This window comes from Teichococcus vastitatis (assembly GCF_003604215.1).
Classification (GTDB): domain Bacteria; phylum Pseudomonadota; class Alphaproteobacteria; order Acetobacterales; family Acetobacteraceae; genus Pseudoroseomonas; species Pseudoroseomonas vastitatis.
The window spans coordinates 1-15,708 of record NZ_QXGS01000018.1 but is presented as its reverse complement, the minus strand read 5'-3'; the positions used below and the strand labels follow the sequence as shown (position 1 = coordinate 15,708).

Annotated in this window: 14 protein-coding genes and 1 pseudogene; 7 read left to right on the top strand and 8 right to left on the bottom strand. The window is 66.9% G+C overall.

Annotation, left to right across the window (positions count from 1 at the left end; translation table 11 throughout):
* Positions 1-2: 2 nt before the first annotated feature.
* Together D2K64_RS16600 and D2K64_RS25560 are read right to left on the bottom strand one after the other, a co-directional pair.
* A complete protein-coding gene (locus tag D2K64_RS16600) occupies positions 3-1,505 on the bottom strand; it encodes an ATPase domain-containing protein (protein ID WP_120009504.1) in 1,503 nt (500 codons plus the stop codon).
* A complete protein-coding gene (locus tag D2K64_RS25560; RefSeq protein ID WP_238384240.1) occupies positions 1,495-2,091 on the bottom strand; it encodes a HigA family addiction module antitoxin in 597 nt (198 codons plus the stop codon). The genes D2K64_RS16600 and D2K64_RS25560 overlap by 11 nt, the downstream gene beginning before the upstream one ends.
* On the opposite strand from D2K64_RS25560, the gene D2K64_RS16590 reads away from it, so the two are divergent.
* The 3 genes from D2K64_RS16590 to D2K64_RS16580 all read left to right on the top strand — a co-directional run bounded on the left by D2K64_RS16590 (position 2,090) and on the right by D2K64_RS16580 (position 6,613).
* Positions 2,090-4,294, top strand: a complete 2,205-nt coding sequence (locus D2K64_RS16590) for a TonB-dependent siderophore receptor (protein ID WP_120009502.1) — start codon at positions 2,090-2,092, stop codon at positions 4,292-4,294. The genes D2K64_RS25560 and D2K64_RS16590 overlap by 2 nt on opposite strands.
* An 85-nt stretch (positions 4,295-4,379) precedes the next feature.
* Complete coding sequence (locus D2K64_RS16585; RefSeq protein ID WP_120009501.1) at positions 4,380-5,495, top strand: ABC transporter substrate-binding protein; 1,116 nt, start codon at positions 4,380-4,382, stop codon at positions 5,493-5,495.
* Between the two features lie 20 nt (positions 5,496-5,515).
* Positions 5,516-6,613, top strand: a complete 1,098-nt coding sequence (locus D2K64_RS16580; protein ID WP_162306209.1) for a siderophore-interacting protein — start codon at positions 5,516-5,518, stop codon at positions 6,611-6,613.
* Between the two features lie 325 nt (positions 6,614-6,938).
* On the opposite strand, the gene hppD is transcribed toward D2K64_RS16580, so the two are convergent.
* Complete coding sequence (gene hppD / locus D2K64_RS16575; RefSeq protein ID WP_120009499.1) at positions 6,939-8,063, bottom strand: 4-hydroxyphenylpyruvate dioxygenase; 1,125 nt, start codon at positions 8,061-8,063, stop codon at positions 6,939-6,941.
* A gap of 25 nt (positions 8,064-8,088) precedes the next feature.
* On the opposite strand from hppD, the gene D2K64_RS16570 reads away from it, so the two are divergent.
* Complete coding sequence (locus D2K64_RS16570; RefSeq protein ID WP_238384239.1) at positions 8,089-8,664, top strand: Lrp/AsnC family transcriptional regulator; 576 nt, start codon at positions 8,089-8,091, stop codon at positions 8,662-8,664.
* A gap of 376 nt (positions 8,665-9,040) precedes the next feature.
* On the opposite strand, the gene D2K64_RS16560 is transcribed toward D2K64_RS16570, so the two are convergent.
* A complete protein-coding gene (locus D2K64_RS16560; RefSeq protein ID WP_120009496.1) occupies positions 9,041-9,754 on the bottom strand; it encodes an MOSC domain-containing protein in 714 nt (237 codons plus the stop codon).
* 298 nt (positions 9,755-10,052) lie between these two features.
* Between D2K64_RS16560 and D2K64_RS16555 the strand changes: the two genes are divergently transcribed.
* Entirely contained in the window at positions 10,053-10,259 is a 207-nt protein-coding gene (locus D2K64_RS16555) for a type II toxin-antitoxin system ParD family antitoxin (RefSeq protein WP_120009495.1), read from the top strand.
* Between the two features lie 14 nt (positions 10,260-10,273).
* A pseudogene (locus D2K64_RS26200) lies at positions 10,274-10,672 on the top strand (GAF domain-containing protein); the annotation flags it as partial.
* Here the strand turns inward: D2K64_RS26200 and D2K64_RS25555 are convergent.
* A complete protein-coding gene (locus D2K64_RS25555; protein ID WP_238384246.1) occupies positions 10,588-10,794 on the bottom strand; it encodes a hypothetical protein in 207 nt (68 codons plus the stop codon). The pseudogene D2K64_RS26200 and the gene D2K64_RS25555 sit on opposite strands and share 85 nt — an antisense overlap.
* On the opposite strand from D2K64_RS25555, the gene D2K64_RS16550 reads away from it, so the two are divergent.
* Positions 10,793-12,412, top strand: coding sequence for a PAS domain-containing sensor histidine kinase (locus tag D2K64_RS16550; protein WP_238384245.1), 1,620 nt, complete (start codon positions 10,793-10,795; stop codon positions 12,410-12,412). The genes D2K64_RS25555 and D2K64_RS16550 overlap by 2 nt on opposite strands.
* Positions 12,413-12,502: 90 nt before the next feature.
* Here D2K64_RS16550 and D2K64_RS16545 read toward each other — a convergent pair whose 3' ends face one another.
* From D2K64_RS16545 to D2K64_RS16535, 3 genes are read right to left on the bottom strand one after another with little or no spacing between them, the layout of a single operon-like run.
* Positions 12,503-13,303: a hypothetical protein gene (locus D2K64_RS16545; RefSeq protein ID WP_120009494.1), complete on the bottom strand. Its 801-nt coding sequence runs from the start codon at positions 13,301-13,303 to the stop codon at positions 12,503-12,505.
* A 24-nt stretch (positions 13,304-13,327) separates the two neighbouring features.
* The gene (locus D2K64_RS16540) at positions 13,328-13,741 is read right to left on the bottom strand and encodes a DUF350 domain-containing protein (RefSeq protein ID WP_120009493.1); all 414 of its coding nucleotides are present in this window, start codon (positions 13,739-13,741) and stop codon (positions 13,328-13,330) included.
* A 31-nt stretch (positions 13,742-13,772) separates the two neighbouring features.
* Positions 13,773-15,428 (bottom strand): DUF2491 family protein, encoded by a 1,656-nt coding sequence (locus D2K64_RS16535; RefSeq protein WP_120009492.1) that lies wholly within the window; start codon positions 15,426-15,428, stop codon positions 13,773-13,775.
* Between the last annotated feature and the right edge of the window lie 280 nt (positions 15,429-15,708).

Genomic DNA, 15,708 nt, shown 5'->3' with positions numbered 1-15,708 from the left:
GGTCACTTGGCGAGGGGCATGTCCAGCAGTGGCGACGCGGTGCCAACAAAGGTCGGCACACCGCGCAGTACACCCTGGAAGCCTTCGAGCGGTGGGCCGAGCTTGAGGCCGGTACGCCCGATGCGGTATTCGCGGATCGTGTCCTCATGTGCCCCGGTGCGTTTCTTGATGATGGAAACGGCGCGCCGGACCTTGCCCAGGGCTTCGAAATAACGGAGCAGGATCACCGTATCCGCAAGATAGGTGATATCGACCGGCGACTTCATGTCTCCGACGAGACCGTGCTGGGCAACGGTCAGAAACGTCGTGGCTCCCCGGCGGTTCAGGTATTGCAGCAATTCGTGGATGTGCAGGATCAACGCGTTCTCGTCCGGCATGGAGGCTTGGTAGCCGTTGAGGCTGTCGATCACCACAGCTTTGGCCTGCGCGAAATCAACCCTGTCCCGGACGCGATGAGCGAATTCCCCGGGCGACAGCTCGGCTGCATCGACCTGCTCGATATGGAGCATGCCGCTGTCGCGCAACTGCTCGAGGTTGAAGCCCATGGAGCGAGTCCGGTTGAACAGCAGCCCCAGTTCCTCGTCAAAGACGAAAATCGCCGCTTTCTCCCCCCGCTTCACCGCGGCGGCGACGAATTGCAGGGCAAAAAAGGTTTTCCCGGTTCCGGACGGGCCCAGCACCAGGGCGCTGGACCCTTGCTCGATGCCGCCGCCCAGAAGGGTATCTAGCTCGGCGATGTCGCTGGTCATGCTGCGCCGCTCGAAGCCTGCGCGGTGTTCGGATGCGACTAGCCGCGGGAAAACCTGAACCCCGCCCCGCTTGATGGCGAAATCATGGTAGCCGCCGCGGAATGCCCGGCCGCGATATTTCGAGACCCGCAGCCGGCGCCGTTCGGCGCCGTATTCCGGAGCCAGTTCCTCCAGCCGGATCACGCCATGCACCACGCTGTGGACGGTCTTGTCGAGTGTGTCCGATGTCAGGTCATCGAGCAGCAGCACCGTGGCTCCGAAGCGCGCGAAATAATGCTTCAGCGCCAGGATCTGCCGCCGGTAGCGCAGCGAGCTTTGCGCCAGAAGGCGGATTTCCGACAAGCTGTCCAACACCACGCGGGCCGGCCGGATGCGCTCGAAGGTCTCGAAAATCTGGCGTGTAGCCTCGCCCAATTCGAGATCCGAGGAATATAGCAGGCTCTGCTGCTGCGCCGCATCCAGCAGGCTTTCCGGCGGCACCAACTCAAAGACCTCGATGTTCTCCGGCAGGATCCAGCCATGTGAACGGGCCCCGTCGCGCAGCTCGCGTTCCGTCTCGGACAGGGTAATGTAGAGGCCCTTCTCCCCGTTCCGCGCGCCTTCCTGCAGGAAGCTGAGCGCGGTCGTGGTCTTGCCGGTGCCCGGATTGCCTTCCAGCAGAAAGAGGTGGCCGGGCGCCAATCCTCCGGCCAGGATGTCGTCGAGCCCAACCACGCCGGTCCGTGCCGGGTTCGGAGCATCGATGTTATCGCTCATGGCTCGCTCCGAGCTGGATCAGGACGGCGTCAGGAAGAAGATGCTGGCATTTCACGGCCGGGCTGCCGGACAGGGCATGCTGCGCCCTTGAGAGGTCGTACTCCTGCTGGCGCTCCAGCCAGAAAGCCGCCGGGATCCCGCAGAACCGCTCCAGGCGCAGCGACATCTCTGGCGTGATGGCACTTCGTCCCGCCAGGATACGATGAAGATTCTGTCGGGTGGTCGCGAGATCCTGGGCAGCTTGGCTCACCGTAAGGTTTAGCGCCGGCAGGATCCGGTCACGCAGCAACACCCCTGGATGAGACGGACCTGCCGGATCGGGCGATGAGGAGGCTGCACGGCTCATCGTGTGATGGTGTAAAGCGGTGCTTGACATTCTGCAACGGCCAAAGCGCGAAGTGAGCCGTTTGCAGGCTGATGCTGACCAACCTGGCCTCTCCCCGGGCGGCTTGCTCCCGGAGTGGCGGACGCCCTTCTCAGACACGTCTGTCTTGAAGACGAGGACCGCCTGCATGTTCAGGTGATATTGCGAAGCGTTCGCATCAATGGCATGAGGGTTCCGCCTGTTTGTCCCGAGGCCGCTCATGACCCGTTCCATTCGCTCGTCGCTCCTGGCTTCGGCCGCATCGTGGTGTCTGTTCCTGGCGGGCCTGCCGGCACAGGCGCAATCCACCGATGCAGCGGCCGGCGACCTCGTCGTTCTGCCGCAGGTGGATGTTCAGGCAACGGCTTGGCGCTCCTGGGAAAGCGTGCCGGGCTATGTTGCGCCCGTCACGACCACGGGCTCCAAGACCGACACACCGCTGATCGAGGCGCCGCAATCGGTGGGCTTGGTGACGCGCGACCAGATCGATGACCAGGCGCCGCAGGGCGTTTCCCAGGCGTTGCGCTACACGGCGGGTGTTCTGGGCGAGGTACGCCCCTCCGCACGCTACGACAGCGTCTTCGTGCGCGGCTTCGGCGGCCAGGGCACCGGCGCAGCGTTCGTGAACTTCCTGGACGGCCTGCGTCAGGGCCGCGGCCTTTACTTTGGCGTCCCCAACACCGATCCGTGGCTGCTGGAGCGCATCGAGGTGCTGCGCGGCCCGGCCTCCGTGCTCTACGGCCAAACCGGCGCCGGCGGGCTGGTGAACCTGGTCAGCCGACGGCCCAGCGCCAATCACGTCAACGAGGTGCGGCTGGAGGCGGGCAGCCATGCCCTGCTGCAGACCGCCTTTGACCTCGGTGGCGAACTGACCGAGGACGGAACGCTGCTTTACCGGCTGACCGGCATCGCGCGGAAATCTGATACCCAGTACGACTACACGGAAGAGGAGCGCATCGCCATTGCGCCGGCCCTCACCTGGCGGCCCGACGACAACACCAGCCTGACCGTGCTGGCTTCCTACCAGCACGATCCGGAAGGCGGGTTCTATAACTTCGTGCCGGCCAGCGGCTCGGTGCTGCCCAATCCCAATGGCAGGATCGGCCGTAATTTCTTCGGCGGCGATCCGGCCTATGACCGGTTCAACCGCACCCAGGCCGCCATCGGATATCAGTTCGAGCACCGGCTGGATGATGTTTGGACCGTGCGGCAGAACTTCCGCTACTCGCATATCGATGCCGAGGTCCATGTTCTGTCGGTCCGCTCGGTGGCCAACAACCGCACCGGCAACCGGGGCGCGACCTTTGTGTCCGATCATGCCAACGCCTTCGCATTGGACAACCAGGCGCAGGCCGATTTCACCACTGGCAGCCTGCGCCACACCCTGCTGCTGGGCACCGACTGGCAGCGCACCTCCGCCCGGGCCCGCCAAGGCCTGGGCCCGGCGCCGTCCATCGATCTGTTCGCGCCGGTTTACTACCAGGCCATTCCACCGATCGTCACCTCCCCGGCCGGGTTGACCAACCAGGAACTCGACCAACTGGGCTTCTACGTGCAGGACCAAGCCGCCATCGGCCGCTGGCGCTTCAACCTGGGCCTGCGCTACGACCGGGCCAGCATCGGCACGACCACCCATCTGACGAGTGGCGCGAATGCCGGCCAGGCCTCGCAGTTCGACGACAAGGTGACTTGGCGGGCCGGCGCGCTTTACCTGTTCGACAACGGCTTGGCGCCTTATGCGAGCTACTCGACCTCCTTTCTGCCCAACACCGGTACGGCAGCGCCACAGCGCGGCAGCGACACCTTCTCGCCCACCACCGGCGAACAATATGAGGTCGGGTTGAAATACCAGCCGCCCGGCCGCAACAGCTTCATCCAGCTGGCCGGCTATCACATCACGCAGCAGAACGTGCTCACCTCAGATCCGATCTACACGGGGTTCAGCGTGCAGCAGGGCGAGATCCGCTCGCGCGGCATCGAACTGGAGGGCCGTGCCAGCCTGAGTGACAGCCTGGACCTGATCGGGGCTTATTCCTTCATCGATGCCGAGGTTTCCAAGTCGAGCGCCGCCGGCATCGCCGGAAACCGGGTGCCGCAGGTGCCGAACCACATCGCCAGCGGCTGGGCCAATTACAGCTTCCGCGACGGTCCGCTGCGCGGCCTGTCGCTTGGCGGTGGCAGTCGTTATATCGGCTCCACCTATGGCAACGACACCAACAGCTTCAAGGTCGATGCGGTGACGCTGTTCGATGCCGCCCTGCGCTACGATCTCGGGGCCCGTTTCGAGAGCGCGCAGGGGCTGGAGTTCGCGCTCAACGCGCAGAACATCGCCGACAAGGACTACGTTGCCAGCTGCTCCTCCGCCGCGGCGTGCTATTACGGCACGGGACGGCTGATCCTCGGCTCGGTCCGCGCGCGATGGTAGGCGATGCGCCCCGGCGAACCGGCTGCGGCCTTGGAAGGCGGCGGCGCGGACCGCGCCCCGCCCCGCGACTGGCGAGGTGGGCGTTGTGAGGCGGCGGGTCCTGCTGCAGGGTATCGGCCTGTCGGCCCTGCCGGCGCCGTTTCTGGCCCGCGCGGCGTCGCCGGTCACCCTCACCGACATCCTGGGCCGCGTTGTTCGGCTGCAGCGGCCGGCACGGCGCATCCTGCTGGTGCAGGCTCGGCACGTCCTGGCGATGGCGCTGCTGCATCCTGATCCGGTATCGCTGGTGGTCGGCTGGGGCGACGATCTGCGGCGCATGAATCCGCCCGATTATGCCGCCGTGCGGGCACGCTTCCCGCAGGCCGATGCCGTTCCGGTTCTTTCCCGCGGGCAGGCCTCCGGGCTGCTTCTGGAAAGCATCATGGCGAGCAGGCCGGATCTGGTGGTGTTCAGCCTGGGCCTGCTGCCGAGCCTCGGCCAGGGCATGCCGGAACAGCTCACCTCCATCGGCGTGCCGGCCGTGTCGATCGACTTCTTCATCAACCCGATGAAGCATACCCGTCCCAGCATGGCACTGCTCGGCCAGGCCCTCGGCGTGCCGGACCGTGCCGCGGCGTTCGATGCCTTCTATGCCGGGCAGCTCGGCGCCATCGCCTCGCGGCTGAGCGGGCTGCGCGAGGCGCGGCCCAGCGTGCTGGTTCACGCCCATGCCGGCGGCACGCCCTGCTGCTCATCGCCCGGCCAGGGAGCGTTCGACTCCATGATCCGCTTCGCGGGCGGGCACAACATCGGCACCGGCCTGCTGCCCGGCGCCACCGGCGAGTTGTCGCTGGAGCAGGTGCTGTCCCAGGATCCTCAGGTTTATGTGGCGACGGGGGGTCCCTTCGCCGGCCGTGGCGGGATTCCCCTGGGTGCCGGCGTGGCGGCGGCGGAGGCGGCGGAGGCGCTGGCAGAGATCCTCCGCCGTGAACGCCTGAGCAGCCTGAGCGCCGTCCGGCAAGGCCGCGCCCATGCCATCTGGCACGGCTTCAATGACACCCCGGCCCACCTGCTCATGCTGCAGGCACTGGCGCGATGGCTTCACCCCGACCGCTGCGGCGACCTCGATCCCGCCGGCACCATGGCCAGCCTCAACAGCCGCTTCCTGTCCATCCCGATGCAAGGTGCTCACTGGGCGGACCTTCCGCCCCAGTCGCAGTGACGGCCGCCACAGGATACCCCATGTTCCCGTTCACCGCCGAGGCCCATGCCACCGCCGCTTCTCCCGCGACCTTGCTGGAGAAGTTCCGCGAACACATGGTGGAACATGGCCTGGAGGTCCAAGGCCCGCTGGCAGCGACCTGCATCGCCTTCCCGGAGGGTCGGGCGATGCTGCATCTGAAGGATGGCGTGATCGCGCTGCGGATCGAAGCCGCCACCCCGGACATTCTGGCGGAAGCCAAGGCCACGGTGTCTGGCCATCTGGAGGCCTTCGCCCCGGGCGAGGCGCTGGGCATTGCCTGGGCGGGGGCGCGTACGGCGGGGACGAACAACCGGCCACACAATTTCCGCGCCACCCGCGTGCTGCGCGTGGCGGATGTGACCCCGCGGATGCGGCGGGTGACGCTGCGAGGCCCAGAGCTGGCCCGCTTCGATGCCGAGATGCTGCATGTGAAGATCCTGATCCCGGACGAGAACTCGGCCCGCGGTGCCGATGGCGAGCCGGCCTGGCCCAGCCTCGCGCCCAACGGCCAGGCCAGCCTTGACGGCTGCGCCCTGGTGCGCCGCACCTACACGATCCGCCGCATCGACGCGGCGGCCGGCGAACTGGACATCGACTTCGTGCTGCACGGGGAAGGCAGCCCCGGCTCGCGCTTCGCGGCCAAAGCACGCCCTGGCGACTGGCTTGGCCTCACCGGTCCCGGCGGCGGCCATGTTCCACTGCAAGGATGGACCTTGATCGCCGGCGATGAGACGGCGTTGCCCGCCATCGCCCGCGCCCTGGAGACGATGCCTCGCGAGGCCCGCGGCCGGGCCGTGATCGAAGTCGCGAACGCGGCAGAACAGCAGTTCCTGGATCACCCGCCCGGGTTCGAGCTTCACTGGCTTCCGCGCGATGGGGCGGCCTGTGGCGCGAGGCTGCTGGAAGCCGTGCTGAACCTGGCCTGGCCAGAGGAAGAAGTCTCCGCCTGGGCCGCCTGCGAAGCCGAAACGGCACGCCAGCTTCGCGACCGCTGGGCTGCGGAACCACGGCTGGCAGGCCGGCGCTTCCGTGCCGCGGCGTATTGGCGCCAGGGTGCTGCCGAGGGAACGGCTCCCTCCGGTTCCGGTACGGCGTGAGGGATCAACACGGATCGGCGCGCCGGCCACCGGGTCCTTCAGCCAGGCATCTCAGTGCGTCGGAGCTGCGCGAGTCAGATCCGTGCGAGAGCCATGATCTCCGTTCGCCGACGGCTCTCTGCACATGCGGTTTCACGATGCCCGCTGCTGCGGCGCAGCCGACGGGGCCGCGGCGTGGTGCTCCCGATGCGGGGAGTGCAGGCGTCCTGCGCCAGTGCTTCGAAAGAGGCGAAACAGCGCCTGTCCGGCCTCATGTTGCGGAGCGACCGGCTGCCGGACGCATGGAGGGCCAGCCTTCTCAGGCGAGCCGCGCCGGGATGATGGCTCAGGCCGTCGCCGGCTGCTGGTTGCCGATGACGCCGCGACGCAGCTGATCTTCCTCGATGCTCTCGAACAGCGCGCGAAAATTGCCTTCGCCGAAGCCGTCATCGCCCTTGCGCTCGATGAACTCGAAGAACACGGGCCCGATGACGTTGCCCGAGAAGATCTGCAGCAGGAGCCGCGCCTTCTTGTGCTCGACCACGCCCTCGCCATCCACCAGGATGCCGTTCTTCTTCAGCCGCGCCAGATCCTCGCTATGGCCGGGCAGACGGGCGTCGACACGCTCGTAATAGGTGTCCGGCGGCGCGGGCATGAAGGAAAGGCCGGCCTCGCGCAGGCCCTCGATGGTGCCGTAGATGTCGTTGCAGCCGCACGCGATGTGCTGGATCCCCTCGCCCTTGTACTCCCGTAGATATTCCTCGATCTGGCTCTTGTCGTCGGCGCTCTCGTTCAGGGGAATGCGGATGCGGCCGTCGGGGCTGGTCAGGGCGCGGGAGAACAGGCCGGTGTACTCGCCCTTGATGTCGAAGTAGCGGATCTGCCGAAAATTGAAGATCTTCCGGTAGAATTCGTACCAGACGTCCATGCGGCCACGATGGACGTTGTGCGTCAGGTGGTCGATGTAGAACAGGCCGGCGCCCTTCGGGCTCGCCTCGCGCCCGCCCAGCCAGTCGAACTCTGCCTCGTAGGTCGAGCCCGTCTCGCCATACCGGTCAACGAAGTACAGCAGACTGCCTCCGATGCCGTTGATGGCGGGGAAATTCATGGTCTTGGTCCCTTTCGCCGGGTCGGCCGGCTGGGCGCCGAGGTCTAATGCGCGCCGATAGGCATGTTGGGCGTCAACGACGCGAAACGCCATCGAGGGGACGCAGGGTCCGTGAGCTTCGCTGAAGCGGACGGCGTGGCTGCCCGGCTCCTCGTTCAGCAGATAGTTGATGTCGCCTTGTCGATACAGCGTCACGGCTTTGTGGCGGTGCTTCGCCAAGGCGGCGAAGCCCATCTGGCGAAACAACGTGTGCAGCTTGTCCGGCTCCGGATGGGCATATTCGACGAAGGCGAAGCCATCAGTGCCCATCGGATTGTGGTCACTGATGGAGGGGCGCGGCGCATCATGCGGAAACGGACCCATCGATTATCTCCCCCGGATCAACCAGGTGGAAGCCTATCTGCAAGGCCCCGCAACATGTATGCAAAAGGGCTGCCATTCATCTAGGATACGCACAATTCGTGTAAGAAAAGCGCTATCCATGCATGAATTGATAAAGCTCGATGCGTTCGACCTGCGCCTGCTGGCGGCCTTGCAGGATGATGCGCGACTGACGAACCAACAGCTTGGGGAGCGCATCGGCCTTTCCCCGTCCCAATGCTCGCGCCGGCGCAGCGCGTTGGAGGCCGCAGGCCTGATTCGCGGGTACCGGGCGGAGCTGGAAGCGGAAGCACTGGGCCTGCACGTGCTGGCCTTTATCCAGGTTACGCTGACGGCACATAGCGGCGACAATTCCCGTCGCTTCCGCGACCTGTTGGCCAGCGTCGACGACATCCAGGAAGGCTATGCCATGACGGGAGACACCGATTATCTGCTGAAGGCCATCGTGCCGGATCTGAAGGGCCTGTCGCGGCTGGTGAACGAGATCCTGCTGGCGCATGACAGCGTGGCTCGCGTCCGCTCCTCCATCGTGCTGGAGAAGCTGAAGAACAGCGGACGTCTGCCGCTCAGGCACCAGACCTGACGTCGCGCGGGATCCTCGCGAATGCACGCGATCGCACAGGACGGCCCCGCTTCGAGAGAGGGCGACGGAGATCAGCCGCGCGGTAGCGGGGCTCCCTGCTCCGGCTTCTGGGCCGGCGGCACGGCGCCGGGGGCGTGCATCGGCCGCAGGCGGGCGCGGCCGTTTGCGGGCCGCGGAGCAGCTTCGCCGGCGCGCTTTGCCTGACCTGGCGCCTGACCCGCTTCACCCGGGCCGCCGCGAATGTGGCCGGCACGATCCTGCTCGCCATCCCGGCGGATCTGACGCGTGCGCTCGGCGGCATCCTGGTGGCGTCTCGATGGCCGGCCGGACGATTCGGCCCTACGCCGGCCGAAGCGCCGTTCCGCGGCTGCCTTTCTCAGAACACGTGATCGCCAACCCTGAGAAGGCCAGGTTCCTCCACCTCGCAGTAGATTCCGAAATCCCGGCCGAAATGATGCAGCAGGGTGCGGTACACGTCCCGGTCCTCGGGGAGGTCGTCCTGCATCAGCGTGGTGAAGGCGCAGCGCGCGCAAGCCACGGTGCCACGCAGCCTGGCGCGGCCGATGTGAAAGGAACGCCCGCGCAGGGCATATTCCGGGACGCCTTCCAGTTCCGGCGATGTTTCCACCAGGATGTTCGGGCGGAAGCGCCGTTCATCGATGAGGCTATGCGGAAGCGCTGCGCGAAGCGTGCGCAAGGCTGTGGTGGTCAGGAGGTGGATGGGGGCGCGCTGGTAGCGGGGCGCCGCGCCATCCTCGGAATAGCGGCGGATCGCGGCGGGAAAGCCGAGTTGAGCCGAAAACGCCTCGCCGGCGTTAGGCTGATCAGGATCGCTCCACGCGGACCCGTCGCCGCTGATTTCCAGCTTGCCCTGGGAATCCACGCGGGAGAAGGCCCGAGGTACAGTCGCCCAGCGCCGGTTGCGGCCGGGATAGGCGATCTCGCCGGTCTCGGCGTGGAACACGCCATAGGCTCTGTCGTCTGGAAAGCCTGCTGCGGCCACCGGCACCTCCTCCAGCCGCTCGCCTCCCAGGGAGCTCACGGGATAGCGCCAGAGCGCTGCGATGGTTCCGAAGGGCACGTCGCTCACCTTTGCATCCGATCTGAACCGCTCATGCCATCTCTTCTATGCCCAATAGGCTACCGCCGCGACACGCCGATCGTCACGGCTACCCATGCTCCGTGACAGCATGACCGGACACCCGGACCGCCTGGGGCGAAGTTCCTCGGGAAGCACAGAAATGTTATCGAAGACACGCTCTGGCAGATGGCCAGCGGCAAGGCCATGACCGCACGGCTGGAGATTCCATCTGTCCGAAGGCCGCGGCGGCTTCCCGGCGCCGATATCCATCTTTGACATCGTGAGCTGGCCTGTGCGATGGAACGATATGCCCAATCAGGTTTCCAAGAATGTTTCCCTGACCACGGAACTTGATGCCTTCATCACCGCCGAGGTCGCGTCCGGCCGATACCAGAACGCCAGCGAGGTGGTGCGGGCCGCGCTGCGGCTCATGGCGGACCATGAGCTGCGCCTGGTGCCGCGGCGAAAGCCGGCGAAGCCGGTACCGAGCCCATCAACCTTGAGCGGACGCTGACGCGGGCGGCCACGATGACCCGGCACGAGTTCCAGGACGATATCGATGCCGTCAACCAGATCGAGGCCGTGCGATCCATCTTGGATGTTCTGTGCCGGACTACCGGAATGGGCTTCACGGCCGTCGCCAGAGTCACCGATGACCGCTGGATCACCTGCAAGACGCAGGACCTGATCGGCTTCGGCCTGAAGCCGGGTGACGAGCTGAAGATCGCGACCACCATCTGCCGCGAGGTCCGGCGCGACCGGCAGGCCGTGATCATCGACCACGTGGCCGAGGATCCCGCCTTCTGCGGTCACCCGACCCCGGCGATGTATGGATTCCGGAGCTACGTCTCGATGCCCATCATCCGCAAGGACGGCGAGTTCTTCGGCACCCTTTGTGCCATCGATCCGCGGCCGGCGAAGGTCAGCACGCCGGAAACGATCGGCATGTTCCGGCTCTTCGCGGAGCTGATCGCCTTCCATCTCGATGCCGACGAGAAGCTGGCGGCAGCGGAGGCGATCCGGCGCAGCGACGCGCTGACCCGCAGCATGCTGGCAGCCACGCCGGATTGCGTGACCATCCTGTCGGCGGACGGCGTCCTGGAATTCATGAACACGCAGGGTGTCGCGCTCCATCAATTCACATCGGAGGCGGACGTTATCGGGCTTGAGTTCGCCGCCCTCTGGCCGGAGCTCGAACAGGGGAAGCTCCGCGCGGCCATCCGGCAGGCCGGCAAGGGCGACATCGTGCGGGTGGAGGGCTTCTGCCCGACCGCGAAAGGCGAGGCCCGGTGGTGGGAAACGAGCTTCGCACGGTTCTTCCCGAGCGGCGGTTCGGCCGGTGCCATGAAGATCGTCGGCGTGTCCCGTGACATCAGCGAGAGGATCCGGGCGGAGGAAGACCGGCGGCGCAATGCCCGGGTGCTCAGCCGGCTCAATGCAACCCTGGAGCAGCGGGTGGAGGAGCGCACGGCGGAACTGCAGCAGACCGAGGCGGCGCTGCGGCAGAGCCAGAAGATGGAAGCGGTGGGCCAGCTCACCGGTGGCCTCGCGCATGACTTCAACAACCTGCTGACCGGGGTCATGGGCAATCTGGAACTGCTGGGCACCCGGGTGGCGCAGCAACGATATGAGGATCTGGATCGCTACGTCGAGGCGGCCGAAAGCGCCGCCAAGCGGGCAGCGGCGCTCACCCACCGTCTGCTGGCGTTCTCGCGCCGCCAGACGCTGGATCCGAAGCCGACCCAGATCAACCGCCTGGTCGCCGGGCTGGAGGATCTGGTTCATCGCACCGTGGGGCCGGGCATCCTCCTCGAGACGATAATGGCCGACGATCTCTGGACCATACTGGTTGATGCCAGCCAGTTGGAAAACGCGCTGCTCAACCTGTGCATCAATGCGCGCGATGCCATGCCGGATGGCGGCAGGATCGTCATCGAGACGGCCAATCGCTTCCTCGGCCCGGACGAGGCCCGGCAACAGGACCTGACCACCGGCCAGTATGTCTGCCTCAGCGTGGGGGATACCGGAACCGGCATGGCGCCCGATGTGATCGCCAAGGCATTCGACCCCTTCTACACCACCAAGCCGATCGGCCAGGGCACGGGGCTCGGCCTGTCGATGATCTACGGTTTCGCTCGGCAGTCGGGCGGGCAGGTGCGCATCCAGTCCGAGATCGGCCGAGGCACCACGGTCAGCCTCTACCTGCCACGTCACCTGGGCGATGAGGAGGCGATGCCGCTGCAGCCGCAGCCGGCCGCGGGTCCCGGCATCGGCCGGGAAGCGACCGTGCTGGTGATCGACGACGAACCCGCCGTGCGCATGCTGGTGGCCGAGGTGCTGGAAGATCTGGGCTGCCGCGCGCTTGAGGCAGCGGACGGCCCGGCTGGTCTGAAGCTGCTGCGCTCCGAGGCGCGGATCGATCTACTGGTCACCGATGTGGGCCTGCCCGGCGGCCTGAATGGACGCCAGGTCGCGGACGCCGCGCGGGCCGTCCGGCCCGGCCTCTCCGTGCTGTTCATCACAGGTTATGCGGAAAACGCTGTGATCGGCGACGGCCGCCTGGAGCCCGGCCTGCACGTGGTCGCCAAGCCGTTCTCGCTGGGGCTCCTGACGAAGCGGATCCGGGATCTTCTCGCCGAAGCCAAGCAAGCCGGACAAACGGGCTGAACCCCGGCAACCCTGCATCGCCGCCTGTCGGATCGATCAACAGGCGGTCGCGAGGCGCCGAACCTTGGCGGGCACCTCGCCGCTCGGGTATCAGCCGCCGCCAGGGATGAGGCGTTGCGTTCCCTGCTTCTGGCGGATGGCCGCCAGCCGGTCGCTCAGGTTGACAGGTGCCGGCAGCCGTCCGGCGGCGGCATCCATGGCCGTGGCGATGTTGGGATCATCCTTCTCGGGCTGCGTCGGCGCCAGCAGCTTTGCCTTGGCATTGGCGGCCTCGGCCTGCGCCAGATCGCGCGCGGCGGCGTCCTGCATGGCCTGCAGCGCCACGCTCAGGCCGCTGGTGGCTCCAGACAGGCCCGCGGCCTGCCGGGCGGCTTCCGCCCGGCGCTCCGCCGCCTCCCGCTGCGCATCCGCACGGGTCATGTTCCGCTGCGCCCGTGTCAGCTCGGCCCGGGCCGCCTTCAACTTGCTGCCCGCCTGGTCATAGGTCTGCTGCAGCGTGTTCAGGAAATCCTGGGCATCGGCGGCATCCTGCTTCTCCCGCTCCACCTCCGGCGCCATATCCTCGAGCATCGTGAGGAGCGTGCCGAGGGAACGCTCCAGCGCGCTCTTCTGGGCGGGATCCGTCGTGGCCTCCATTCGGCTCTGCAACTGCTCGGCGGCGGCCAGCCGCTGCTGCGACAGGGCCTGGATCGTGTCAGCCTCGCGCTTCTCGCGCTCATAAGACTGCCGCGCCTGCGCGACCTGCAGGCCGAGCTGGTCGAGATGCTGCTCCATGGTGCGAAGCTCCGCCTCCGTCGCCGATTGCGGGTCCCAGCGGACAATGGCCTCGACAGTGTTGTTCACCGCCTGATCGGTCTTCACGCCAGCAAGGTTGCGAATGAAGGCGAGCATGCTGTTCTTCCTTTTGATGTTGGGTCAGCCGGCCATGGCGCCGGCGTTGAGCAGCGCCACGGCGATCTGCACGCCCGCCAGCATCCATGCCGCGGCAAGGTTGCCGGCCTCGATCATGCCCCGCAGGCCGCGGATCAGCAGCGTGACGATCACGAAGGTCAGCAATTGCAGCACCAGCGCGACCAGCCCCCAGATCAGGATATCAAGCGTGAAGCGGCTGGTGGCCAGGGTGGCGGCCAGCGGGATCGAAAGGGCCAGCATGGAGCCGGCCATCACGATCCCCGCAGCGGTGTTGCCGGCCCGGATCAGGCGCATCTCGTGAAACGGCGTGATGGCCATGTAGATCGCCACACCCAGTGCCAGGAGCGCCAGGGTCAGGCCGAACTGCATGGCCAGGATGGGCAGACCGGCTTGCAGCGTTTCGAAGATCACGTTCATGATGATCGGCTCCTCCTTGGATCTGCGATGGTCAGGCCAGTGACAAGGAGGCTGGGTTCACATCGAAGCCGGCGCGGATCTCGACCCAGGCCTGTCCGCCATCCTCCACGGCGGAAACCAGGATGTATTCCGTTCCGGGCGCTGGTGCCGCCAGGCCCGTCGGCGCCGCGTAGAGCATCGTCTGGCTCGTGATGCTGCGCCGGCCCTGGGCGGTTTCGATGTCTTCCACGAGACGGCGCGGCTCGATGCGCGACTGCCCCGGCGACCAGGCGCGGGCATAAACCTTGCCGTCCCGCGTCTGGAACTCCGGCCATCCGATCATGCCCTCCCTCGCGTCCAGCCAGACGCTCCATTCAGCCTCATCCGCGGGGGTGACCTCATCGAGCAGGGCGAAGTATCGGCATTCATTGGGTTCATTGTTCCGTCCGAGGTGAAGCTGCAACATGGCGCGGTCGCCCGGCAGATACAGGCGGACCAGCCCGCCCGGCGTGTCGCCGCCGATGCGGCCGACCTCCGCCACGCTGATGGTCTCGCCAGCACCTTGAGGATCGGGAACATGAGTGGCGCCGGCTGCCAGCACGAAGGGCGTGGGGTCCAGCGCCAGCGTCATGCCGACGCGGAAGCGGGAAGGCTTGTAGTCCTCCCCGGAAACCTTGCGCCGCACCATGCCCGCGGCGCTTGCCAGCGTTCCGCCTGTTCCCATGCCACCCGCTCCCCCTGATCCGGCCGCCGCACCCCCGGAACGGCGGCGCCGCCAGGACAGCACCGCCAGAAGGCCACCCCCCACCAGAACGACCCCCATCACCGAGGCCGGGATGCCGCCGCCTTGCTCATCGGGGGCAAGACTTGGAGTACGGCGGTCCGCAAGCCCGGCATTCGCGTCGCCGCCTGTTGCGACTTCGGCCGGAACGTCGGGCGGCAGGTAATTCGGATCGCGGGGCTGGCCATTGTTCTGCGCGATTTGCCGGTCCAGTTCATCGAGCCGGGCACGGACCTCGGCATCCCCCTGGGCGCGCCGCTCGGCTTCCTGCCGCCATTCCTGGTATCCGGGATCGTTCTGGTGGTTGCGGAAGAAGTCGGTATGGCCGGGGCGGTTCAGGGTGCTGAACAGGAACCACAGGAAGGCCGCATCCCAGATGCCGAACGATCGGGGGCCAGTGAGCACTGATCCGGACGGCGACCATCCCCGGTCGCGATACCACCCGCCGTAATTCGCGCCAGGTGCGGTGCGATAGCCGCCGCCATAGCCAGATGGCGGGACGCCGAAGCCGCCGCCCGTCCCTCTCGGGGGGGCAGGTGCTGGCAGGGGACGGGCGGCGCGCTCCGATGCCGCCTGACTGTCCCGCATGCGCCGGAGGGCATCGGCGGCCTGCGACCGGTTGTAGCTGCGGTCCCCGGCGGACACACCGCCGCCATAGGGCGTCACCGGACCGCTGGTGCGAGGCAGGCTGTAGCCGCCGGATGAGGGGGTCCGCGGCCTGGAATAACTGCCTGATCCACCCATGGATGGGGTCCGGTAAGAACCGGAGGGACGAGAATAGCCCCCGCTGGTGCGCGGCCGCGCCTCCGCTCCGGCGCTGAAGACGAATGAGCCGACGGACAACGCCAGCCCCTGGTACACCGGCACCGAGATCGGGCCTTGCAACAGGAGCAGGCCGAGCACGCTGACTGACAATCGTCTCGGCATCGGTATCCTATTGATCTTCGGACGACCGGCATGAGAAGCGCCGCTGCGGCAGCTGAACGCTGTCGAGCATCACGTCTGCCAGCGTAGGTCTAACATGGCAGAGCGAACGCCGCACCGGATGGTCAGTTTCGGAGCTTGGCAGATGGAACAGCGGCGACAGGATGAGGCGGCCGGCCCCATCCCATCGCCTCGGGGCGCCTTAGCCCTTATTGGGGTTTGTTCCGCTGATGTTGGTGCCCAGTGTTTGGTCGGCGGTGCGGCTGGCGACGGTGCCGGGCGG

Bases quoted from the DNA above. Each gene is read 5' to 3' on its own strand.
- D2K64_RS16600 (WP_120009504.1), bottom strand. From the start codon at position 1,505: ATGAGCGATAACATCGATGCTCCGAACCCGGCACGGACCGGCGTGGTT.
- D2K64_RS16590 (WP_120009502.1), top strand. From the start codon at position 2,090: ATGACCCGTTCCATTCGCTCGTCGCTCCTGGCTTCGGCCGCATCGTGG.
- D2K64_RS25560 (WP_238384240.1), bottom strand. From the start codon at position 2,091: ATGAGCGGCCTCGGGACAAACAGGCGGAACCCTCATGCCATTGATGCG.
- D2K64_RS16580 (WP_162306209.1), top strand. From the start codon at position 5,516: ATGTTCCCGTTCACCGCCGAGGCCCATGCCACCGCCGCTTCTCCCGCG.
- hppD (WP_120009499.1), bottom strand. From the start codon at position 8,063: ATGGGTCCGTTTCCGCATGATGCGCCGCGCCCCTCCATCAGTGACCAC.
- D2K64_RS16555 (WP_120009495.1), top strand. From the start codon at position 10,053: ATGCCCAATCAGGTTTCCAAGAATGTTTCCCTGACCACGGAACTTGAT.
- D2K64_RS16550 (WP_238384245.1), top strand. From the start codon at position 10,793: ATGCTGGCAGCCACGCCGGATTGCGTGACCATCCTGTCGGCGGACGGC.
- D2K64_RS25555 (WP_238384246.1), bottom strand. From the start codon at position 10,794: ATGCTGCGGGTCAGCGCGTCGCTGCGCCGGATCGCCTCCGCTGCCGCC.
- D2K64_RS16545 (WP_120009494.1), bottom strand. From the start codon at position 13,303: ATGCTCGCCTTCATTCGCAACCTTGCTGGCGTGAAGACCGATCAGGCG.
- D2K64_RS16540 (WP_120009493.1), bottom strand. From the start codon at position 13,741: ATGAACGTGATCTTCGAAACGCTGCAAGCCGGTCTGCCCATCCTGGCC.
- D2K64_RS16535 (WP_120009492.1), bottom strand. From the start codon at position 15,428: ATGCCGAGACGATTGTCAGTCAGCGTGCTCGGCCTGCTCCTGTTGCAA.